Here is a 20,045-nt window from a genome sequence, read left to right on the forward strand (position 1 = left end):
CTCAACGCCCTCCTCCCCCGTTCACGGGGGAGGTGTCTGCGAAGCAGACGGAGGGGGGAGCAAAACAGTTGCTCCGCCGCTACCCCTTCGCCTTCTTCCCCCGCTTCGGCTTTGCCGGCGCCCAGCTGATGCCATCGATCGTGTACGGAGGGTCTGCATCCGCGCCCGTTTCCGTGTCCACGAACTTCCAGTCATCCTTCAGGCCATAGCCGCCACCGCCGAATGTCCGCACCATCCGGTGCATGATCCACCGGCGCATCGGCGGCACGCCCGCCTCGCGCATCGCATTCAGGAACAAGCCATCGGCCAGCTTGCGCGCCTTCTTCTGCCCCAGCGCATAGAGGAAATCATGCAGCACCGCCGCCGGCGCATGGCGCCCGAACGGGTGGATCAGGAAATGAAACGCTTTCGGGATCGACGCAAAATCCGTCACGAAGCCCTGCGGAATCTCGATTGTCACATCCTGCCCGTAGATCGGGTGCATATAGGCATAGGGCCGCACCACCACCGCCAGCGTGCGCCCCTGCTTCTCCATATCCGCAAGGATCGCCACCGCAATCAGCCGCCGCCGCGCCTGCTCGCGTCCGACATGCGTGCGTGCACGGATCGCCTCAAGGCCCTCCGGCCCGCTCAGGGATTCAAGGCCGCTCGTATCAGCTGACCGGTCCACAAATGGCATCTGCCCCTCCCCGCTCGCGCATCACGCCAGCCCGAACTCCGCGGCATTCGCCGCCGTCACCACGCCGTCCGCCTCGCCAGTCAGCTCCAGCTGCTTCAGGATCAGCGCCCGCTGCGTCAGGAACCCAAAATCCCCGTCTTCCGTCACGCCCAGCGCCTGCTGCAGCGCCTTCACCGTCTCGCCCTGGCTGCCCCGGCGCAGCTTCAGGAACTGAAGGTCCGTAGCCGGAGCATCCATGTTCTCTGCCGCGATCCGCACCTCCCGCGCCGTCAGCAGCACATAGGCAAAGCCCGCGCCATCCTCTGGAGTCGAAACCGCCGGGAACGGCCTGCCCGCCGCTGCCGCCGCCGTCACCACCGGGTCCGGCGCCAGCCCCGCCGCCTCGCGGAAGGCCCGCCAGTGCCCCGTCGGCCGGTCGCGGCTGTCACGCGTCATCACCGATCCGCGCACCACCTGGCAGCCCGCCGAGAAATGCTTCGCGCCCCATTCCGGCGGCGCGCCAAGCCCGGCGTGAATATTGTCCCAGATGCTGATCTCGCCCGCATCGCTGGACGTATCCCACCGCACATTGCCCTGCCGGAAAGACAGCTGCTCGCCCGCCAGCCGCATCACACACATCTTCGCCGCCTGCCGGAACGCGCCCGGCTGGCGCGACGAGCTCATGTCCGCATGCGTGCCCACCTTATGCAGATAAACGCCCGGCGCCAGCATGTTGCTGCCCTTGCCGATCGCTTCCCCGCTTCGTCCGTTTACGGAGTTCCACAGGTATCCGACCGCCGGCACGGTCGAGCCATGGCACACGAACACCTCATCCGTCTGCGTATCCCACACGCCCAGCGTGCAGTGATAATCCACATGATTGGGCTCGATCTCGCGCATAGGCACTGCCGGGAAGAAGCTCGCGGACAGGTCCTCACCCGCACCCGCCTTCGGCAGCGCGCCGCGAATCCCGAACAACACCTTGCGGCCCCATTTTGGGTTCACCGGCGTCGAGGCCATCGCCAGCGCCTTGCGCAGCGCCGCACCGGTCAGGTCGAAACTCATGCCCTTGTTCAGGTCCACCTTCAGGTGCGCCAGATGCTTCGTGTCCGGATGATCCGCCAGCACCGGCCATTTGGCCACAGGCTTCGGCGACAGCTGCATGAACGCCGTCACCGCATTCGCGCCGGACTCCAGCCCGTCTGCCTCGCGCAAGCCTTCGAGATAATCCGAAGCCGTCTGGGCCGTCTCGAGCTGTAACACCGGCCGCGGCGCTCCGGCCAGCTCCGGCGCAATCGGCGGCGTCGCGATCGGTGCGGCCTGCGCCACGGGCTTCGGCGCCGGCTGAGGCGGCGGCACAAGCTGGGGCTTTGGCGCAGCCTGCGGTACGGGCTGCGGCTGCGGCTGAGGCGCCGGCTGCGGCGCACTCACCGCCGCGCCGCCACCGCCCGCCGCCACAGGCGCCGCGCCCTTCTCCTCGCGCACCGCCGCAAGGATGGCCTGAATCCACAGGCCCTCATTTGCGCGGTAGGCCTCGTTCGGCTTCTTCTCCCGGCCCAGCGGTTTGTCCGTGGTCGAATGATGCAGGCCGATCAGCTTGCGCGAGAAGGCGCTCAGCACCGGGCTGCCGGAATTGCCCGGCTCGGTCGGCGCGTAGTAGTGGATGCGCACGGGGCTCGGCGTCACTTTCGCCGCCGGATTGCGCTGCTCATGGTCGATGATGAAGTTCTGCTCGAACGTGATCTCGAGGCCCCGTCCGTTCGGATGGCCGATCACATACACACGCGAGGCGCGCCCGCCGCCGCCACTCTCCGCCTTGCCCGCCTCCGTATGCACACGCGGCAACAGGTTGTCCGCCGGCTCGATCTCCATCGCCAGTTTCGGCGGCTGCTGGTGCAGGCGCAGGATGGCGCAGTCATGCATCGGCACATCCGAGCGCCAGAACACTTCCGACACCTGATACACCGTGTCCGGATCAAGGTCCTCGAAGAAGATGCACGCCTCGCGGGATCGGATCGCGATCCCGCCATGATCCTTCACATCGCACACGACATGATCATTGGTCACGAACACATACTCGTCCGCCACCGAGGCATGCACATGCCGCCCGTGCAGCAGGAAGCCCGTGCCCACGGCCCGCCCGCTCGGCGCGCACACCTTGCCGACAGATTGGGCGAGGTTCAGCACTTCGCGGATTTCCTTCGCCGGTATCGCCGGCAGTCCGCCCAGCACCGCCTCGAGCGTCTTGCCCTCCGGCTCCACCGACTCCGCCAGCGCTTCGATCTCTTCAACCGTCACCGAAACAGTCGCCATCGAGCGCATCGCGAGATGCCCCATCAGGCGCACGATATTCGCAAGCTCGGTATTGCCCTTCGGATTGATCCCCCACACCTCAATCAGCTGACGGCGCGTTGCATTCACGGCAAACGGGTTGCCGCTGATGCGCTTCATGTATTCCTGATAGTGTTTTGCGGCGTCACCTTCCCGTCCGAGGAACAGCGCCGCATCGCCCGCATTGGCAAAGGCGTAAGGGTTCTTTGTGTCAGGCGTCTTCTTGATCTGCTTCAGAATATCGCGCGCCCATTTGGCCGCCTCGCCCTTCTTGCCCAGCGCGATGCCGCGCTTCTCCGCGGCATGCACAAGGCCCAGCAGGTTCACCTGATGGAATTGCGGATCAGCGCCCACCGCCACACCCTGAGAATAGTATGTGTACGAACGTTCAAACGCGAGCCGTGTCGCCTCATTCACTTCGCGCGCACGCACCGCCCGCGTCTTCCAGATGCGCCCCTGCAGGCCAAGGCAGTCTGACAACAGCGCCGGATCATTCTCGAAATCCCTGCCCGCCAGCTCGATGGCCTTTGCCAGGAAAGCTTCGCCCGCCATCGCCGGCAGCGGCTCGCCCGCGCTTTCCGCCCGCGCCAGGTCCTCAAGGCTCGGCGCCCCGTTCAGCTCGATGTCCGCGGCCGCGCCATAATAGTTCAGCCAGCCGATCTCCGCCCCGCCCTCGCGCACAGCCGTCGCCAGCTGCAGCAGCGCCTTGAATTCCCTCTGGTCCCGGATCTTCTTCGCCACATCCTTGATGACGGGCCGGTAGCGTTCCGGATTGCTGCGCACCAGCGCCGCATAGTCGCTCACCGCCGTATAGAGCTGCTCCAGCAGCCCCCGTGTGCCTTCATCCGGCTCCGCATCCGGGTCTTTCAGCGCCGCCTTCAGAGACTCCAGCGATGTCTCGATCGCCTTGGTCGCATCGCCCGCAGACTCCTCCTCGGGCATCGGCGCCCGGAACGCCGACACGGCCACCGGCGAGGCCGCCTTCGCCGGCAGGATCGACTCGTCCGGCTCGAACGAAAACGCCTTGCGCTTCGCCATCATCCGCTCGAACCGCTTCGCCGCATCCGCGATGATCTCGTCGCGGTCGCGCTGGGTCAGGTCGTCCGACATCTCCACTTCATCGCAGAAATGCTCGAACAGGCGCCGCAGCTGCTCCTCCGAAACGCGCTCCCCGCGCCGGTGCGCATCGCTCAGGCGCGCCCGCGCATGCGGAATATTGCCCACGCGCAGCCGGTCCGGATTGGTCTCCGTCGCCTCCACCGAGTAGACGATGTAAGGCTTCTGCAGCGGCTTGCCCTTGCCATCGCGCAGCAGGTTGTCATGCCGGTCGAGATACAGCCCCTCCGGCCTCGGCCCGCCGCCCGCCACTGTTGCCCAGGTCCCGGTCTGGAAGCCTTCCGTCTCCGATGTCGCCAGCTCCAGGATACGCCCCACCACCCACGGCGTCTGCTTGTCCGGCAACAGTTCCTTCAGCCCCTTCAGCGCCCCGTCGATGCCCGCCCCGGCCAGCGAACCGAGCACCAGCATCTCGCCCTTCGGCATCAGCTTCGAGCCTGCCCGCGCCACATCGATCAGCTTGCGCGCCGCCTCGTTGGATTTGAACAGGTGCATCCCGATGGACACATTCACCGCCCCGTCAAACCGCGCCGGGCCAAAGAAGGTCCGCCCGCCAAAGGCATAATTGCCATGCTTGGCCATGTTGGGATGCGCGTCCGGGTTCGGCCCCATCACCGCCGTCTGCGGCAGGTCCATATCGGTCGGCCGCCGCCAGGTCGCATCGGCAAAGATCAGCGGGATCTGCTTGGTCAGGCCTTTACGCGCCTCGGGATGGTAGAAAGACAGCACGCTGATGGCGAGATACACGTCCGAATGCGCATCAATCCGGCGCGGCACCACCGGCGAGCCCTGCGGCGGCAACAGCTCCACCACATGCGGCAACACCGGCGCCGGCGTCAGCAGCGACTTCCAGTCAATCGCCCCGCCTGTACCCTCCAGCCCCGCCTCCGGGGTTTCTCCCCGCTTCGCCTTGGCCATCCGTCCCACTCCGGCTCGGTTATGGCCCCAACGTTATGGTAATCAACGCCCTGTGGGAAGCAGGGGAAATGTGCAGGAACTGCAACAACCAGAGGTCACTCCAGCCAGCCCGGCGCCTCATAATCGAACATCACCACCGCCCGCCGGTTCGCCGGTGAACGCTCGCCCGGCTGCCAGGGCTGCGACGAGCCAAAGCCGATCCGCGTGATCCGCTCCACCTCCACCCCGTTTGCCGTCAGCCACCCCGCCACCGCCTCGGCCCGCCGCTGCGACACGCCCTCGGCATAGGAGGGGCTGCTGATCAGGTCATCATGCGCCTCGATGCGCACCTCCACCAGTACGCAGTCAAACCCCGCCGTCATCGCCTCTTCCAGTACGCTGAGCGCCTCCGGGGTGAGGTCCGTCCGGTCGAAATTGAAATAGACCAGCGCCTCCACATCCCCGCAGGAAACCCCCGGCTGCACCGGCGTCACCCCCGCCCCCGGCGGCACAAACGCCGTCTTCACCGGCTCGGGTTCAGGCTCCGCCTCCGCCGCCACCCCAGCCTCAACCTCCTCCGGCGCCTCCAGCTTCGCCACCTCGTTGACGGACATCAGCTGCACCGCCGCAATCCCGCCCCCCACCACCAGCGCCAGCGCCCCGAACGCCACCAGCAGCGGATTGATCCCCCCGCCCTTCGCTGCCGCCTTCACCGGCTTCGGCTTTTCCGCCGCCACCTGCGCCTCGCCCAGCAGCTCCGGCCGTTTCAGCGTCCGCGCCAGCGCCCGCATCAGCTGGCGCCACTCCGGCGTATCCGCGCGCGCGTGAAACCCGGTGAAATCGATCACCTGCAGCCCCTCGAACGCCACCGGCACATCCAGCTGCCCCAGCGGCTCGATCGCCAGCGGCACCAGGCATTTGCGCTTCAGCCCGATCGAACATTCCTGCTTCACCCAGGGCCGGCTCAGCGAATGCGGGCTCCACAGGCTCACCACCGCCCCGGCGGTCTTCACCTCGCGGTCCAGCACATCCGGAAACACATCGCCCCCGTCCAGCCCCTCGACATCAAAGAACACGCTGAGCCCGGCGGCCTCCAGGGCCGCCTTCACCCGCTCCGCCTTCGCCAGATCGACGCGCGCATAAGACAGAAAAACATCAGCCATCGGAATAATTACCTGACCTCAAAGCCCCTTCTCCCATGGGAGAAGGGGTTGGGGATGAGGGGGCCGCCCCCTCCCCGCAAACCAACAGTTCCGGCGAAACACCCTCACCGAAACGCCCACCCGAACACCGCCCCCGCCGCACGCTCCCACCACGGCGCCGCCACCGGCGCGCACACATCCTCGCCTTCCCGCCCGCGCAGGATCGGCGCCGCAAACACCGCCTCCCGGTCCAGCCGCCGCACGGCCACCACGCCGTCTGCATCGACACTCCCCGACAGCTTCGCCATACAGGCCCAGTCCACATCCTCCCGCGTCGTGCCCGTGCGCAGCACCGGCGCAATGTCAAAACGTTTCAGCCGCCCATCCAGCCCCACGCTCAACAAGTGCCCCGCTGCTTCGTTCCAGATGCCCTCCCCGCTCGAAGGGTCATAGAACTCGACCAGGACATCACCCGTGCGTGTATCCAGCACACGGAATGTCCCGCCCGGCTCGCTCAGCATCACCCTCCGCGCGTCGCCCGAAAACACCGCCTGCTGTTCCGGCAAGTCCGTCACCACCGGATTGCCGATGGACACGCCGCGCGCCACATCCCACAGCGTGATCCGCCCTTCGCCATCCCACATCACGGCGACCTGCGCATCCGGCGATAGCGCGCCGCCTGTTACGCCTGCAGCGTCCACCCTCGGCGCGTCCTCGCTGCCGGTACGGCTTTCATACACCCGGACGGATCCGGTATGGAAAGCCATCAACCGAGCGCCGTCCGGCGACAGCGCCACGTCCAGCAGCTCATCGTCCAGCGCAATTGCCGCTATGCGCTCTGCGCCCGTCTCCGCATCCCAGGCGCGCAGCTCGCCACGGCTCCAGGTTGCCAGAATCCGTCCGTCTGCGGAGAAACGCGTGTTGAAGATGTTCTCCGTTGCGCCATGCGCCAGCGGCGCGCCCACCGTCTCGCCCGTCTCCGTATCCACCAGCCGCGCCTCTGCGCCGCTCCACACAGCGGCCCGCTCGCCCGCTGAAGACACAACCAGCTCCGCAAACTGCGTATGCCCATGCACCGGCCCCAGCGGCTCAAGGTTCGCCACATCCCACACCCGCACGGCGCCTTCCCCGTCTGCCGTCACCAGCCGGCGCCCATCTTCCGTAAACACCATCTGCCCCACCCAGCTATCCAGCTCGATCAGTGGCTGGCGGGCCTCTCCGGTGGAAAGGTCAATCAGCTGGATCACATTCTCGAACGAGATCGCCAGGGTCGTGCCGCCTGCGTCAAACACGCCGCTCCACCCGCCATCGCCCAGCAGCACCTCGCCGCCCACCGTCTTGCCTGCCGCAATGTCCCAGATCACACCGATGCCGCTTTCGGAAACCGCCAGCATGTGCGTCCCGCGCGGCGCGACAACCGTATTGTAACTCTCGCCGCGCATCACCCCCTCGGGTACGGGCATCGACTCACCGTCGTGCGCGGCCCAGACATGAATCCGGTCACCACTGACCGTGAAGATATGCGCACCGCCGTCGAGATAGCCTTCTAACGCCCAATAGCTCGTATTGACCAGCGGCCCCGCCGTCTTTAGCCCTCGCTGCATGTCCCACTGGTGCACTTGATTTTCGGAATTGTACGTCAGCAGCGCCATGCCATCCGGAGAAACCGATATATACTCGATGAAGCCCGGATGCTCCGACACCACAATCTGCCGGCTGTCCGGGATATCGTCATAATAGTCCGCCTCCGGATCAAGCATCGCCGCCGTGATCTTCTGCCGGATCACCTGCCTGCCATCCCAGAGAAGATACGCCATCCCCGGCAACAGCTGCGCCCCGGCAAAAGTCTCCTCGCCCACTACGCCCTCTTCGACGATCAGCGCGCCGGTCTCAAGGTTCAGGATGCGTACGCCGCCGACATAGGACTTTGCAAGGTAGAGCCCGCTTTCTGCGGACACCTGCACATTGCCCTCGCCTGTATCGGAGCGCTGCGTCTCGCCGATCTGCGCGCCGGTATCCAGCGCCCACAGCTTCACATTGCCGCCGGAATCCACCGTCACGAACCGGTTGCGCGCCGGCGCAAAGTAAACCTCCCGCACTCCGATTGCGCCCGCCTGCACGGGCCGCTCCGCACCGCTCGCCACATCCCGCAGCAGGGTCCTGTTTCCATCCGAGACAAGCAAGCTGCGCCCGTCCGGCGACAGCACCGCTTTCAGGGCAATCGCCTCCGGAAATTCCATCGGCGCGCTGATAGGCGCCCCGCTCACACCGTCCCACAGGTACACGCCCGTCAGCGTGTATGTCATCGCCACCCGTCCGTCTACGGAGTACATTATCGCCTGGGTCGCGCCATACCCGCCAAGTTCGGCAATCACCTCGCCGCTTGCGCCGTCGCGCAGACTGCAGAGCCCGTCCTGCCCCTCCGCCAGGATTACGCGGATTCCGTCCGGAGAAATCGCCGCGCCCGAGAAATGCGCCTCCTCACCGCGCGGCGCCACTTCGGCGCTGATCGCGCCGGTTTCGGTGTCAAGCAGGTAGGCCCTGTCCGCCCACATCACCAGCGCGCGCTTACCATTACCGGAAACCAGCACCAGCTCGCTGGAAGCCTTCCCCGGAGACATCAGTGGCCCCGCAAGGCGCCGCCCGGTGTCCACATCATACAGGTCCACCCGGCTGTCCGTCGCCGAAACCAGCAGACGTTGCCCGCCCAATGCCGGCACCATCCGCGTGACACCCGCATCCATTTCTGCGCCGGTATCATCCAGCGCAATCGTCCGAACCAGTTTCAGCGCCTGCACGCTGCGTGCAAACGCCCCGCGCGCTTCATCCGTTGACGGATTAAGGAAAGTATCCCGCGAAGCCAGAATTGCCAGGTGCAGCGCCCGCAGATAGTCACCATCGCCATAGAACTGATCTGACGTCCGCGCCAGCATCAGGCTCTCGCTGCGGCCAAGGTTCCTCTGCCCGTTGATGACAAACCACGCCCCGGCCACCGTCGCCACCAGCGTCGTCACCACGAACACCGCCGTCACCCGCCGCCAGAACGCGCGCACTGCCGCGTCCCGCTTTATCTGCGCCCGTGAGGCTGCAATCCAGGCCAGGAACAGCTCGCCCGGCTCCGGCTCATTGCGCGGCCGCGCCAGCGCCCAGCGCTCGGCCTCCTCTACCGCGCCCTCACGCAGCAGCCGGCTCTTCGGCCGCCCCGCCCCGTCCCATTCCTGCACCCGCGCAAAATACTTGCGCCCCTCGCGGTGCCAGCCGACATTCATCTCCAGCGCCCGCGTCAGCCCGCTCAGCGCCGCCTCGAATCCGGGCCCGCCGCCCGAGAAATCAATCCGCACATTCAGCGCCGACAGCCGCGGCGGCGCCCTGGCAAAATCCACCTCCCGCGCCAGCACCGCGATGATCCGCTTGCCCAGCGCCCGGGCATACGCGATCTCCTCGTCGCACACCGCGCTCGTGGCCGAATCCGGCGACACGAGAAACACCATCACATCGGCCGCCGCGATCATCTCCTGCAGCCGCTTCCACCACTCGTCCTCCGCCGAGATGCCCGCGCTGACATTGTCCGGGTCATGCGCCGCCTGGTCGAAATCCGGCAGGAACCCCGCCGCCATGAGCCCCTCGGCGATGCGCCCCACCAGCTCCTTGTCCCGCCGCGAATAGCTGAGGAACACCCGCGTGCGGGCGTCCTCTCCTGCCGTCTCTGCCACAGTTCCCACCACCGGCGTCCTCCTGCCGAAGACGCCCACGTCACTCCAATTTCAGGCAAGGCGCAAGCCACGCCGAGCAACGGGGCCCAACGGCCAAAGCGCAACAGATCCCCTCCCCTTTAGCGGAGGGTCAGGGTGAGGGCGCAATCTCAAAGCGATTCCGCCATATCAGAATCAGGCTGCCCTCGCCCGCTGCGCCTCAGTCCACAACCCGCCTGCCAGCTGTCTCCGCCCCGAACGTCACCAGCACGAGGCTGCACGCATCCTCGGCAAAACGCAGCTCGAACGGCCGCTCCGTCGCGAAATAATCCGTCTCGCTCTCGGGGAAAAATTCCATGCCTTCAAACTGCCGGTCGATAGAAGCCAGCAGGCGCCCTCCGGCCGCCTCCAGCTTCAGCGTCAATGCCGGCGCGGTCGCCAGCTCATAGCTGCCCGCCAGATATTCCAGCCGCTCCGCCGGCACATCCGCGCGCACCTTCACCTCGTATTCCCGCTTGATCCGGTCCGTCGTCTGCGCGGCCACCATGCGCCACTGCCCATCCGCCTCCTTGCGCCAGACGACAGAATAGCGGGTCGATCCCGGCCGGGGTAAACCGCCATAATAGGACGTCACCGCATCCGTCCGTCCCCGGAACATGACCACACCCGGCGCAAGCACAACGGACTCGTCTTCACTGGATGTCTCGGATATGACCCCGCGTTTGTCCTCGCCCCGGCGCGCCAGCATCGCCGCCTTGCCGATCCGGCTTCCCGAAAGGTCGATGTAGGCATAGTCTTCCGAAAGATAGGTCGCGAATGTCTCGAGGTCGCCTGAATTCTGCGCCTTCATCGCCGCCAGGTCCGCCGCCTCAGCCTCGGCAATCAGCGCAGCTTCGTCCATTCCGCTGGGCATGCCAGCGCACGCTCCCGTTAGGCTTGCAGCGACAGCGAGCAGACCAACACGCAGCCACATGGCCACCTCCCTACTTCAACCTGAACGCATGCGGCAGCAGCTGCGCCAGCGTGTAGCGCGCTTCCGCGCCCTCGTCGGTGAAGCACAGCACCTCCAGCGCGCCATCCGAAAACTCCGCCAGCACCTGCCGGCAGATGCCGCACGGCGTGCCCGCCTCCGGCCCGCCGGTCGCCACCGCAATTGCCCGGAACGAGGTCAGCCCCTGCGCCACCGCCGTGAACACCGCCGTGCGCTCCGCGCAGCATGCCGCGCCGTAGGTGGCGTTTTCGACATTGCAGCCGGTCACCACCTCGCCGCTCCCGGCCAGCAGCGCCGCCCCGACCTGATAGTCCGAGTACGGAGCATACGCCCGACCCTGCGCAGCGAGGGCGGCGGATTTGAGGGCGGGCCAGTCAACGGACGACATGAGTATCACTTGCAATCAGGCCGGAGACCGGCACGGGGTTGATCTGTTCTTCAGTCTCATTGCGCGCCTCGCTGTCTTGCGCCTGCCCGGTGCTGGCTGGTTCGAGAAACTACTTATTCCCGCCGCAAGGCAAGTCCCCTAATCCGATTCAGGGTTATGCCCAAGCCGGGCAGGACCCCTGATGTCTGTTGCAAGAGTGAGCCGCCCATGTCCGTAATGAACCGAATTCGCCTTTACCATGCCAGCCTCGCCATGCTGGCGCTGCTGGCTTATCTCACCGGGGAGAGCGGGCGGGTTCATGCCTGGCTGGGATATGGCGTTGCGATCATCATCGTCCTGCGCCTGCTCTGGGCTGTTGGCGGCGAGCGGCAGGCCGGCCTGATGCGGTTTTATCCCAACTTTCAGGGATTGAAACTCAATCGCGCCATGGCGCATCCGGCAATCAGCCGCACGCTGATGCTGGGTATCGGTCTCTGTCTCGTGACGGCCGCAGGAACCGGTGTTGCCATGGACCGGGGCCGCACTCTGGGTCTGTCCCAGCCGGGTGTCGAACGGCCAGACCAAGCCGCCGATACCGCAGATCGGCGCACAGAGCGGCCTGCCTCCCGCCACGACGAGGATGATGATGACGAGCGCGATGATGAGCACGAAGAAGACAGTGTGCTGTCAGAGGTTCACGAGGTCGCCGGGAACCTGCTGCTCATCTTTGTCGGCCTTCATGTCACCTACCTGCTTGTGTTCAAGCAGCCCTTGGCCCGGTTCATGCTTTTCGTTCCGGTGCAGGTCCGGAAAGCTCCGGTGAAGGCACCCCCTACCTGAATGGCGGCTCGTCAAACGCGCGCAGCTTGCGGCTGTGCAGGCTTGCGCCGCCATCGAGGCTGAGGCGTTCCAGCGTCTGGATGCCGATGCGGATATGCTCGCCGATCGCGCGCTCATAAAACCGGTTCGCCGCGCCCGGCAGCTTGATTTCGCCATGCAGCGGCTTGTCGGACACGCACAGCAGCGTCCCATACGGCACACGCAGCCGGAATCCGTTCGCCGCAATCGTCGCGCTCTCCATGTCAATCGCCACCGCCCGGCTCTTGTTGAAGCGCCGCGCCGACGCCGTAAACCGCAGTTCCCAGTTGCGGTCGTCGGTGGTGACGACCGTGCCGGTGCGCAGGCGTTTCTTGAGGGCTTCGCCCTTCTCGCCAGTGACTTCCTCGGCGGCCTTGGCGAGGGCGACCTGAACCTCCGCGATCGGAGGCACCGGGATTTCGGGCGGCAGCACGCTATCGAGGACATGGTCTTCGCGCAGGTAGGCGTGGGCGAGGACATAATCGCCGATCGACTGCGAATGGCGCAGGCCGCCGCAATGGCCGACCATCAGCCAGACCTGCGGGCGCAGGACCGCGAGGTGGTCCGTGATCGTCTTGGCATTGGACGGGCCGACGCCGATGTTCACGAGGGTGATGCCCTGGCCGTGGGCGGCGCGCAGGTGGTAGGCCGGCATCTGGAAGCGGCGCCAGGGGGAGGCTTCGATGGCGGCGCGGCTGTGCTCGTCGGGCGCCGAGATTTCAAGCCCTCCGGGTACGGACAATGAGGTGTAGCGCGTATGGCCGCCGAGCTGGGTGAGCGCCCAGTCGCAGAACGCGTCGACATAGCGGTGATAGTTCGTGAACAGAACATAGCTCTGGAAATGCTCGACCGGGGTGCCGGTATAGTGTTGCAGGCGCTTCAGGGAGAAATCCACGCGCTGGGCATCGAACAGGGCGAGGGGGCGTTCCTCGCCAGCCTCGAAGGGCTCGCCGTCGGCGACTTCATCGCCGATCAGGGTGAGCTTCGGGGAGGGGAACCAGCGGACGAGTTCGGCCGGGGCGATTTCCTCGAGCCCGGCGGCCTGCGAGGGATCCCAGACATAGGCGTAGGGGATTTCGGAAGTCGAGCGCTCGACATGCACCTCGACATCATAGTCGCGCATCAGGGGCGTGAGGACTTCCATCAGGTAGTCGCGGAAGAAATCCGGCCGGGTGATGGTGGTGATGTAGATGCCGGCTTCGGAGAACTTGCCGAAGGAGCGGGAAATGGGCGGGGGCGGGCCTTCGGGGTCGTAGACGACGCGCAACTGCGGGTAGCAGAAGACGCCGCCGGCGCGGGCTTCGCCATCGGGCGGGGTGCCGTCGCGCAGGAAGCGGCCAAGGGCATCGGTGAGGGCGGAGACGGCTTCGGCGTAGAGCGCTTCGAGCGCGTCCACGGCGGCTTTCGGTGTGGTGTGTTTCGACATGGCACCCATTGGCGCGGGTTGGTCGCGAAGTCAATCGGCACTCGGCCTCAACCCTTCTCCGATTGATGGGAAGCGCGGGCTTCCCGCAACCATATGTTCATGGTGCGTTCCGAACCAGTCCACTAACACCCGCGCCCGCGATCTCCGTCGTAACGCGCGTTTCCCGGAACGCCTGGTCTTGTCGCCCCGCGGCTCGTCGGCCTTGATGTCCGCCGCCCGCGCTGAAGCGCTCACCCCACCACCCTCACCCGCGGCCCTGCGCGCTCCAGCATCAGCGCCCATATCGCCCACACGAGCGCATCCACCCGATCCGGCGACTCGCCGAATCCCGGCGCGCCGAAGCGGCACATCTGGTCTTCCAGCGCATGCAGCGTGCCGTGATGCCTCACGCGGCCCTGCGCATACAGCGCCGCCACCGGCCCCGCCCGCCCGCGCTTGCCGAGGCGCGCCGTCACCAGCCGCACCGGCAGGCGCGTGCCCGTCATCGCCAGCATTTCGCGCACCATGTCGCCGCCCTGGTTCGCCTCCGCGAGGATGGCCGAGGCCCCGCCCTGCTCCGCCAGCCGAACCGCCCGCCACGCCCAGTCGATCGGCGCAAGGCCCGGCGCCGAAGCATCGCCCAGCACATACGCCACGCCGTCCTTCACCCCCGCCAGCACGATTCCGCACGCATCCGCCCCCGGCCGCGCCGAAATGTTCGGGTCCACCGCCACGATCCGGTCGTCCATGATTTCGGGCACGTCCGCCACGCGCTGCGCATCAATCTGTGCACGGAAGAACAAGGCCCCCGGCGGATCGTCGATCAGCTCCCCGTCCAGTTCCTGCCGGCCAAGCTGCGTGTTGCCATAGGCCGCCCACATCGCCTCCACGAATCCCGGCGCGAGGTTGCCCGCATTCTCCGCCATCGGCGTGCGCGTCACCACAACTGATGGATCCTTCATCAGCCTGCGGATCAGCGCCACGGGCCGCGGCGTGGTCGTCACCACCGCCAGCGGATGCGGTCCCAGCCGCAGCGCCAGCTGAAGATTGTCCCATGCCGCCTCGCCCTTCGCCCAGGCCGCCGCCTCGTCGCCCCAGGCAAGGTCGAATTGCGGCCCGCGCAGCGCTTCCGGGTCTTCGGCCGAAAAGCCATAAGCCACCGCGCCATTCTTCCATTCAAGCCGGTGGCGGGAGGGCTGCCATACCGGGCGCTGCTTCGGGTCCGGCTCCGTCGCCAACAGGCCGCTCGGCCCCTCCACCATCACTTCGCGCACATCGTGAAAGGTCTGCGCCACCAGTGCCACCCTCCGGTAGCCCGCCTGCAGCACCGCCCAGCGCACGAATTCCGCCCCCGCCCGCGTCTTCCCCGCGCCGCGTCCGCCCGTTAACAACCATGTCCGCGAAAGGCCCGGCGGCGGAGCCTGTGTATCGCGCGCCTCCAGCAGGAACTTGTGCGCCGCCAGCAGATTTTGTCTCGCGGGCTCGAGCCTGTGGAATGTCCGTTGACGGACTTGTTCCCGCGCATCCTCCCGCCATTGCGGGCTCCACGCCTGCCAGTCGCTCAATGTCGGCCGCGACCATGGCGCGCCAGTCTTCCGTGTACGGTTCATCTTTCACTTTCTCAGGTTTGCTTTCCTGCGGCGCGGTCTTTGCCGGCGCCTCGGGTTTCAGTTTCTGCACCAGCGCGGTCAGCTCCTTCACGGCGCGCGCATCGCCCGCCATCAGCGCGTCTGCCAGCATCGCGCCCGCCTCCTCGCGCACCAGCCGGTCACGCTCGCCGGGCGCCTCCGGCTCTTTCAGGCCGTACACGTCGAGCCGCCGGTACACCGTGGACGGCGCAATGCCGAACTGCCGGCCGATATCGGGCACGAACCAGCCGAGCAGGAACAGGAGCCGCAGCTGCGCCTTGGCGCGGTTGCTGCCGGGCCGCAGGCGCCGGCGGGGAAGGTCGGGAGAGGGGTTTGCTTTCGTCATGCGGGCATCATACCCCCGCCGGATACCCGGTCGCATTCGATCGCAGGATTCGCGGCCCTGCCGCGCTTCCCCCCGCGCGCAAGGCCCCGCGAACGCAACAGTTTCCGCCCGGCAGGGTTTGCGGAGAGGGCCCCCGCCCCCACTGTCACACACTTGACAGATTGTTCCGCCACTCCGTGTTTTCTTCACTCAGGTTCAGGAAGGAAGCTCCCATGTTCAGCCCCCGTCTCCCCCTCGCCGCTGCCGCCTCCACCCTCGCCCTCGCCGGGTGCCAGTACATGCCCTGGCACAAGCCGAAGGTTGAAACCCCCGCCCTCACCGAAGGGGCCGAAACCGTCACCGTCATCGTCGAGGAGGACGTCGTCATCGTGGAATCCGCCTCCGAAACCTGTGATGTGCTGGAATCGCGTGACTGGGCCGCCTGGGTGAACCTCATGCCGGGTCCCGACGCGACCCCGACGCTCCATGTCACCGGAAAGGTCGACGTTCGTACCGGCGGCTACACCTTCGACTGGCAGACCGGCCCACTCGACCGCTCCGCCACGCCGAAGCTGCGGCTGAAGCTCATCCCCAAGGCCCCCGATGGCATGGCCACGATGGCCATCACCACCGAGGAGGTGAACTACGCCGCCCCGGTCGGCGGCATCGAATATTCCGGCGTCCTCGTTTCCTGCGGCACCGTCACCCTCGCCGACATAGCCGAGATCACCCAGGCTCACTGATGCGTCTGGTCACCCGTCTGGCAGGCGCGAGCTACCTCTGTCTCGCCGCCTGCTCCCCCGCGCCGCAGCAGCAGGCGGCGCCCGTTTCCGCGCCAGACTCCCCTCCAGGCGCGGAGGCGGAAATGGAGGCACCGCCTGAGGGCCTCACCCTCTCGGGCGAAGCGCGCTGGTCCGGCATCGAGGCGCCCGCCACGACCCGCCTGATTCTCGAAATCCGCGACCTCACCCGCCCGGCCGAAAACGGTGATGTGATCCTGCACGAAGAATTCCCGGCCAGCGGCGCAGGTCCGGTCGCCTATACCGGCAGCCTGCCAGCCTATGAGCTCATACCCGGCGGCGATCTCGTGCTGAAGGCCCGCCTTCAGCACGGCTATGCCATCCTGCGCAGCACTGATGGCGACATCGACATTCCGGACCGCGGCGAGGTCACCGGCCTCTCCCTCGAGCTCTTCGACCCTGAAGAGCTCGCCAAGGGCATCCCCCGCGTGATGATCACGCCTTCCGGCCGACGCTACACTTGTCAGGGCGAGCCGCTCACCATCGCCATCGAGGCCGGCGCGGCCTATGTCACCTTCGGCGACGGCACCTCGGTGAAGCTCCCGAAAACCGCGAGCGCGGTTGACGGCGTCAACCAGTTCTCCACCGGCCGTTTCCTTGTGCAGCAGTTCATGGACCCTTCGGGCAGCGACACGCTCCACTTCGCCCGCGGGCGCGCCGCCGCGCTGCCCTGCCAGTCCGCGCAGTAACGCATGGCGCAACGCATCGTCCGTGCGCTGATCGCCCTGGCCGCATGGGCCGGTCTTGGCATCCAGCTCTGGATCCTGCTCACCGGCGGGGCCTTCGACACGCCCCTCGCAGCGGTCTGGCGCTACCTCGCCTTCTTCACCATCCTGACGAACCTGATGGTCGCGGTGGTGAACACCGTCGCCGCCCTCGCTCCCGACAGCGCCTCCGGCCGGCTACTCGCAGGCGCCAACACGCGCGTGGGTGTCACGCTCTACATCGCCATGGTCGGGGTGATCTACCACCTCCTCCTCGCCGGCCTCTGGGACCCGCAAGGCTGGCAGCTGATCGCTGACCAGCTGCTGCACACCGCCACGCCCGCGCTCAGCGTCCTCGCCTGGCTCGCCTTCGACGACAAGCGCGGCCTCACCCTCACCGCCCTTCCGCAGATCATCGTCTGGCCGCTCGGCTACACGATCTACGCCCTCCTGCGCGGCGCCTTCGATGGCTTCTACCCCTACCCCTTCATCGATGCCGGCGCGCTCGGCTATGCCCGCGTGCTGATGAACGTTGCCGGCCTCACCGCCGGCTTCCTGCTGGCCGCCGGCGGACTGATCCTCATCGGCCGGATGTTCGTGCCCGGGCCGAAACCGGCCCAGCGGAAATTCTGACCTGCGTCAGAACTTCGCCCGCAGGGTGATACCATAGGTTCGCGGATCGGCCGGCTGGCCGACGAACAGTCCCGAATTGCCGGGCTGCGCGGCCAGCAGTTCGAAATATTCCTCATCCAGCAGGTTCTTGCCCCACAGGAACACATCCCAGCCATTCGCCGAGCGGAACCCGACCCGGCCGTTCAGCACCGAATATCCGTCCACGGACAGGTAGCGCGACTCCGTCGGGCTTGAGGAGAAGTCCGACCGGAAGAACACATCCAGCGCCGTGAAATATTCCCCCTCCCGGCCCAGCAGGCCACCATTCCAGCGCGCCTCGCCGCCAAGTGAGCCGGACCATTCCGAAATGCCGGGAAGACGCGAGCCGGAAATGTCCACCGCCTGTGGTCCGCCCGTATCCTCCAGCGCCGGCGGCGCATCGGGGAAGGACACATACTGGCCATCGGTCCAGGCCAGCGCGGCATAGGCGCTCAAATGGTCATTGATCCGCGCGCGGCCGTCAAACTCGACCCCCTGCACACGCACCTTCTCCGCATTGGCAAGATAGCCGCGCAGCACCCCGACCTGCGCATTGACCACCTGCACCTGATAGTCCTCTATCTCCGTCCGGTAGGCGGTGACGTTTGCGGTGACCCCCGGCCAGAACTCGGTCTTCAGGCCTGCCTCGACATGTCTCACATCCTCCGGCTTGACGGTGGCCAGCTCCACCGCCGGCACGCCGGACGCATCATTCGGGATGCCGCCCAGATTCAGGCCGACCGACTTGAACGCTGTCGAATAGGTCGCATAGGCGTTCACGTCCTCGGTCACCGCATAGGCGAGCGTCAGCTGGCCGGAGAGGTTCGTGTCATCAGCAGAGGCCTGATAGGCCAGCGGCGCCAGCACTGACCGCTGCAGCGCAATCAGTGCCGGATTGCTGGTCTGCAGTCCGCCATAGACCTGCGCGTCATAGTCAACGCTCTTCTCGTCATAGTTCAGGCGAAGCCCCGGCAGCACACGCAGCCGGTCGGTCACCTGCCATTCCAGCTGGCCAAAGAGCGCCGCACTCGTGTTCTCGGACTGAATGTCAGACGTCTGACCATATCCATCGAGCAGGCCCGGCGTGTCCCACCCGGTCGATGTGGGGCTGAGCAGCCAGCGCGCCGCTGCGGCGCCCTGTTCCTGATTGCCGGTCGAGTTGATCTCCTGCGAGAAGGCGAAGGCGCCAACCACGAAGCTGAGATTGTCGCTCAGGTCGCCGGCATAGCGCAACTCCTGCGTCCACTGTGTCTGCTCGGAAGGGTTCGCCGAAACGGTGGTGATCGGAAGCCCGAGGAAATCCCGGTCATTTGAAGGGCCCCAGTTCCACAGGCGCCAGGCCGTGATCGACGTCAGGGTGCCCGGCCCGATATCCCAGTTCACGGTCAGCGATGCGCCGCCGAAATCCTGATTGGACTGGTGATAGGTGTCAGCGTCCGTCAATCGGTCAAAGGGGTTGAAACTCGGCGGGGAATACCCGAAGTAGTTCGCCAGCGCCGCATACTGACGATTTGCAGGGCGCAAGGTCGGCGCGACCCCTGCCGGAACCAGCGCATACCCGTTCGGGCGCTGGCGCGTGGAGTCCGCCGCAAGAATGATTTCCAGCGTCTCCGACGCGTCAAACAGGAGCTGGCCGCGGATGCCGAGATTGTTGAGGTCGTTTATGTCGTTGCGTTCGGCGACATTATAGAGCGTGCCATCCCGCTGGGTGCCGGAAAAGGAAAGCCGTCCCGCCAGCTTGCCCGTGATCGGCCCGGTGATGGAGCCTTTCGCCTGGATGAATCCGAGATTGCCATAGGTCAGCTCGACTTCGGTTTCCGGTGTGAAAGAAGGCTTTTTCGTCGAGATGTTGATCGCCCCGGCGGACGTGTTCTTGCCAAACAGGGTTCCCTGCGGGCCGCGCAGCACTTCAATCTGGGAGACATCAATGAAATCCAGCGTCGTTGCAGCCGGGCGCGCGAGGAATACGCCATCGATGTAGAGGCCAACGCCGGCATCAAGACCGTCATTGGTCAGGCCGTAAGGCGCGCCGAGGCCGCGAATGTTGATCGCCGTGTTGCGCGGATTGGTGGTGTAGAATTGCAGCGTCGGCACCAGCTCGCGCAGGCGCCCGACATTGAACGCGCCGGTTTCGGCAATGAAGCTCTCGGTCAGCACCGAAACCGGAATCGGGACATCCTGCAGCTCCTCGGTCACCCGACGCGCTGTGACCGTGATCGTTTCGCGGCGCAGCTCCGCCTCCTCCGACGGGGAGGAAACATCCGGAGCAGGAACGGACTGCGCCGCTGCGACCGGCGCGAGCGCGCCGAGTGCAATACCCAGCAGGGCGTGGTGAGGGGGTGACATGAGGCTCTCCTGAAGCTGAGCCTCCATACACGACTTATTTTATCGTGATTGAAAAGTTAGAATTTTGAAAGGCACAGTTCAGGCTTGAGAAATGCAGACAAATCTCCTTTATTCTTCTGTATGTTAACCCGACT

Annotated in this window: 13 protein-coding genes; 4 read left to right on the top strand and 9 right to left on the bottom strand. The window is 66.2% G+C overall.

Annotated features, from left to right (window positions below):
- Window positions 1-79: 79 nt before the first annotated feature.
- From ACK4TE_RS09310 to cdd, 6 genes are all read right to left on the bottom strand, one after another.
- Window positions 80-679 carry a DUF1353 domain-containing protein gene (locus tag ACK4TE_RS09310; RefSeq protein WP_409911227.1) on the bottom strand — a complete coding sequence of 200 codons (600 nt, stop codon included), beginning with the start codon at window positions 677-679 and terminating at the stop codon, window positions 80-82.
- A 21-nt stretch (window positions 680-700) separates the two neighbouring features.
- Window positions 701-5,023, bottom strand: a complete 4,323-nt coding sequence (locus ACK4TE_RS09315; RefSeq protein WP_409911228.1) for a trypsin-like peptidase domain-containing protein — start codon at window positions 5,021-5,023, stop codon at window positions 701-703.
- Window positions 5,024-5,118: 95 nt separating this feature from the next.
- Window positions 5,119-6,165 carry a TIR domain-containing protein gene (locus tag ACK4TE_RS09320; protein WP_409911229.1) on the bottom strand — a complete coding sequence of 349 codons (1,047 nt, stop codon included), beginning with the start codon at window positions 6,163-6,165 and terminating at the stop codon, window positions 5,119-5,121.
- A gap of 104 nt (window positions 6,166-6,269) precedes the next feature.
- Window positions 6,270-9,869, bottom strand: a complete 3,600-nt coding sequence (locus ACK4TE_RS09325) for a toll/interleukin-1 receptor domain-containing protein (RefSeq protein WP_409911230.1) — start codon at window positions 9,867-9,869, stop codon at window positions 6,270-6,272.
- Between the two features lie 187 nt (window positions 9,870-10,056).
- Complete coding sequence (locus ACK4TE_RS09330; protein ID WP_409911231.1) at window positions 10,057-10,749, bottom strand: nuclear transport factor 2 family protein; 693 nt, start codon at window positions 10,747-10,749, stop codon at window positions 10,057-10,059.
- 70 nt (window positions 10,750-10,819) lie between these two features.
- Window positions 10,820-11,215, bottom strand: coding sequence for a cytidine deaminase (cdd, locus tag ACK4TE_RS09335; protein WP_409911232.1), 396 nt, complete (start codon window positions 11,213-11,215; stop codon window positions 10,820-10,822).
- Between the two features lie 216 nt (window positions 11,216-11,431).
- Between cdd and ACK4TE_RS09340 the strand changes: the two genes are divergently transcribed.
- Complete coding sequence (locus ACK4TE_RS09340; protein WP_409911233.1) at window positions 11,432-12,034, top strand: cytochrome b/b6 domain-containing protein; 603 nt, start codon at window positions 11,432-11,434, stop codon at window positions 12,032-12,034.
- On the opposite strand, the gene ACK4TE_RS09345 is transcribed toward ACK4TE_RS09340, so the two are convergent.
- Together ACK4TE_RS09345 and ACK4TE_RS09350 are read right to left on the bottom strand one after the other, a co-directional pair.
- Window positions 12,027-13,478: an AMP nucleosidase gene (locus tag ACK4TE_RS09345; RefSeq protein ID WP_409911234.1), complete on the bottom strand. Its 1,452-nt coding sequence runs from the start codon at window positions 13,476-13,478 to the stop codon at window positions 12,027-12,029. The two genes, ACK4TE_RS09340 and ACK4TE_RS09345, sit on opposite strands and share 8 nt — an antisense overlap.
- A gap of 230 nt (window positions 13,479-13,708) precedes the next feature.
- A complete protein-coding gene (locus ACK4TE_RS09350) occupies window positions 13,709-14,923 on the bottom strand; it encodes a DNA-packaging protein (protein WP_409911251.1) in 1,215 nt (404 codons plus the stop codon).
- A gap of 720 nt (window positions 14,924-15,643) precedes the next feature.
- On the opposite strand from ACK4TE_RS09350, the gene ACK4TE_RS09355 reads away from it, so the two are divergent.
- The 3 genes from ACK4TE_RS09355 (at window position 15,644) to ACK4TE_RS09365 (ending at window position 17,547) form a co-directional block, all read left to right on the top strand.
- Window positions 15,644-16,153: a hypothetical protein gene (locus ACK4TE_RS09355; protein ID WP_409911235.1), complete on the top strand. Its 510-nt coding sequence runs from the start codon at window positions 15,644-15,646 to the stop codon at window positions 16,151-16,153.
- A gap of 122 nt (window positions 16,154-16,275) precedes the next feature.
- Window positions 16,276-16,899 (top strand): hypothetical protein, encoded by a 624-nt coding sequence (locus ACK4TE_RS09360; protein WP_409911236.1) that lies wholly within the window; start codon window positions 16,276-16,278, stop codon window positions 16,897-16,899.
- A gap of 3 nt (window positions 16,900-16,902) precedes the next feature.
- Window positions 16,903-17,547 carry a Pr6Pr family membrane protein gene (locus tag ACK4TE_RS09365; protein WP_409911237.1) on the top strand — a complete coding sequence of 215 codons (645 nt, stop codon included), beginning with the start codon at window positions 16,903-16,905 and terminating at the stop codon, window positions 17,545-17,547.
- A 6-nt stretch (window positions 17,548-17,553) separates the two neighbouring features.
- On the opposite strand, the gene ACK4TE_RS09370 is transcribed toward ACK4TE_RS09365, so the two are convergent.
- The gene (locus tag ACK4TE_RS09370; protein ID WP_409911238.1) at window positions 17,554-19,911 is read right to left on the bottom strand and encodes a TonB-dependent receptor; all 2,358 of its coding nucleotides are present in this window, start codon (window positions 19,909-19,911) and stop codon (window positions 17,554-17,556) included.
- Between the last annotated feature and the right edge of the window lie 134 nt (window positions 19,912-20,045).

Source organism: Hyphomonas sp. (assembly GCF_046313975.1).
Classification (GTDB): domain Bacteria; phylum Pseudomonadota; class Alphaproteobacteria; order Caulobacterales; family Hyphomonadaceae; genus Hyphomonas.

Bases quoted from the DNA above. Each gene is read 5' to 3' on its own strand.
- ACK4TE_RS09310 (WP_409911227.1), bottom strand. From the start codon at position 679: ATGCCATTTGTGGACCGGTCAGCTGATACGAGCGGCCTTGAATCCCTG.
- ACK4TE_RS09330 (WP_409911231.1), bottom strand. From the start codon at position 10,749: ATGCCCAGCGGAATGGACGAAGCTGCGCTGATTGCCGAGGCTGAGGCG.
- ACK4TE_RS09370 (WP_409911238.1), bottom strand. From the start codon at position 19,911: ATGTCACCCCCTCACCACGCCCTGCTGGGTATTGCACTCGGCGCGCTC.
- ACK4TE_RS09320 (WP_409911229.1), bottom strand. From the start codon at position 6,165: ATGGCTGATGTTTTTCTGTCTTATGCGCGCGTCGATCTGGCGAAGGCG.
- ACK4TE_RS09315 (WP_409911228.1), bottom strand. From the start codon at position 5,023: ATGGCCAAGGCGAAGCGGGGAGAAACCCCGGAGGCGGGGCTGGAGGGT.
- ACK4TE_RS09355 (WP_409911235.1), top strand. From the start codon at position 15,644: ATGTTCAGCCCCCGTCTCCCCCTCGCCGCTGCCGCCTCCACCCTCGCC.
- cdd (WP_409911232.1), bottom strand. From the start codon at position 11,215: ATGTCGTCCGTTGACTGGCCCGCCCTCAAATCCGCCGCCCTCGCTGCG.
- ACK4TE_RS09360 (WP_409911236.1), top strand. From the start codon at position 16,276: ATGGAGGCACCGCCTGAGGGCCTCACCCTCTCGGGCGAAGCGCGCTGG.
- ACK4TE_RS09340 (WP_409911233.1), top strand. From the start codon at position 11,432: ATGAACCGAATTCGCCTTTACCATGCCAGCCTCGCCATGCTGGCGCTG.
- ACK4TE_RS09345 (WP_409911234.1), bottom strand. From the start codon at position 13,478: ATGTCGAAACACACCACACCGAAAGCCGCCGTGGACGCGCTCGAAGCG.
- ACK4TE_RS09365 (WP_409911237.1), top strand. From the start codon at position 16,903: ATGGCGCAACGCATCGTCCGTGCGCTGATCGCCCTGGCCGCATGGGCC.